The sequence below is a fragment of the Nitrospira sp. BLG_2 genome, assembly GCF_049222245.1.
Genome location: NZ_JBLYIG010000654.1, coordinates 1 through 1,965, shown reverse-complemented (window position 1 = coordinate 1,965; position 1,965 = coordinate 1). Strand labels below are relative to the sequence as shown.

1 protein-coding gene is annotated in these 1,965 nt (G+C 59.0%); it reads right to left on the bottom strand.

All coding sequences use genetic code 11. The features are described 5' to 3' along the window. A partial coding sequence (locus ACOSYY_RS17335) for a cupredoxin domain-containing protein (protein ID WP_421664075.1) occupies positions 1–1,965 on the bottom strand: 1,965 nt, incomplete at both ends.

Sequence of the window (1,965 nt, the reverse complement as noted above, 5' to 3'; positions counted from 1 at the left end):
GTGATCACTCCGTCGGACGACTGATTGTCGAACTGCAGGAAGTGCCAGTGCGTATTGACCTTCGAGGCCTGGAAATTGATGTGGTCATCGTCCAGCCACTCGCTCGTCAGCATCCAGTCGATACAATCATAGATATTGGCGCGCACGACCAGTGGATACTTAATGTCGCTCTTGCGGACCTGCGCTTCTTCCTCGTGCAGCACATAGATCAGTCCGTCCTTGTCCACGATGGCCGGCGTATCCCCCTGCTTATCGGCCAGTGTCATCGGTGTCTGAATAAAGTGCACATTGTATTTCTTGGAGCCCGCGTTCTCGGGGCACATGCTCCAACGCCCATTTTCTCCGGGCTTCGCCGGATAAGAACTGGGCAAACCGTCGTTGTCGAGGTGAATCATATCCAGCCACGGAGAAGGATTGTGATTCTGGGAGAAAGGCACACGACGGCCGAAATGCGGCTTCAAATGCGGCCAAGCGATTTTGCCGGTGGCCTCCTCGAACACGATCGGCAGCCGCTGTCCCGGATGCGGCGATTGGTATCGCGGGTTCGGCACGGTGTTTTCCGGTTCAGTCAGCGCGCGAGTCCCTTGCCAGACCCAATTCAACACGCTCGCGTCGTAGGAACGGGTCTGGGCGCGTTCCTCTTTCTGATGTCCAGGCTGCCCCTGCGGCGGCACCTGCATCTCAACCCAATCCTTGATCGTGACGATAGCCGGGTCCGCTTTCCAGTCGGTCTTGCCTTTCTCAATAATGCGGAACTGCTTTCCGAACCAGTCGACCGTCTTGCCGATCAGCCGATCGGACGTTACGCCCGCCTTGATACGGCCCGCCCGGTCGGGCAGCTCTCGAAGATCCGGCATCACGTCGTTGTGGTCATCTCCTTGCTGCAGTGTGTTGTACACCCGCCAATAGCCCCACATGCCGGCGATGTAATGGTGCGCGACGTGGCAGTGGAACAAGAAGTCTCCGGCCAACTGCTGGCACAGGCCGGATCCGCACTCGGTTTCCAAATCCATCGTCTCCGACGGTCCGATGACTTCCACGTCAACTCGGTCGGACTTCATTCGAATCACGGGATATTTCACCGGCCCGTTCTTGGCCGCATGCCACAAAGGCATTTCGTCGATGGCGCGCGGGCTCCGAGGCCAACGAATCGACCCTCCGTGCGGATGGTGAGAGTGGAACACTTCCGATCCTCCGTGCACGAGGCGAAACTTTGCGGGATCGCCCAAATAACTGCGGGGGATGGTCGTTGCCGGATCGCCGAAGGTATAGGCGCTGTAGGCCATGGATTCGTCTTCAAACCCGAAGTACTCGTGCTGTGTCTGCATGTTATCGACGCCGAAAGGCTCGCTCCGGTAATTCAGCGCGCGGGCCACCGGCCGGTACACGTCGGTCAAGGGATCGCGCTGGGGAATGAAGTCACCTTTCTTGTTCAGCGGACGAAACGCCTCGTCCCCGACTTCATGATACATCAACACGAATTCCCGGAAGTCAGGCCCGGCACCATTCTTGATGATGGCCTGCCATCCACTGGTCATCGGCATCGGCTCGCCGGCTCCCAACGGGTCGAGATATTCGGACCCCTTGGGCTCGACGACGAATGTGCCGAACAGCCCCAGGACCGTCAGTTCGCGGTCGTTGCTGTACGAGTGAAACTGCCGGCCACCCTCCTGCTGGGTCGGCGGAATGTACCATTCCAGTTCCACCGCCTTGCCTTGGGCGGCAATGCTGTCCGGATTCGTCGTTGTTGCCGGTTTGCCCGTGGAGGCGACGATCATACTGGAGCCGTGAATGTTGAGACTGACCTCCTCACCGCCCTCCAGTTGGTTGCGAAGCGTCATCTTGACGCAATCGCCCTGATTGCCACGGATCGCCAACGGCTGAATCCATGGGCTCGGCACTCCATTTTTGACGGCTCCGGGATCATAGCCGTCTTTCTCGCGGGCGGCTCGATTGGCGCCCTCT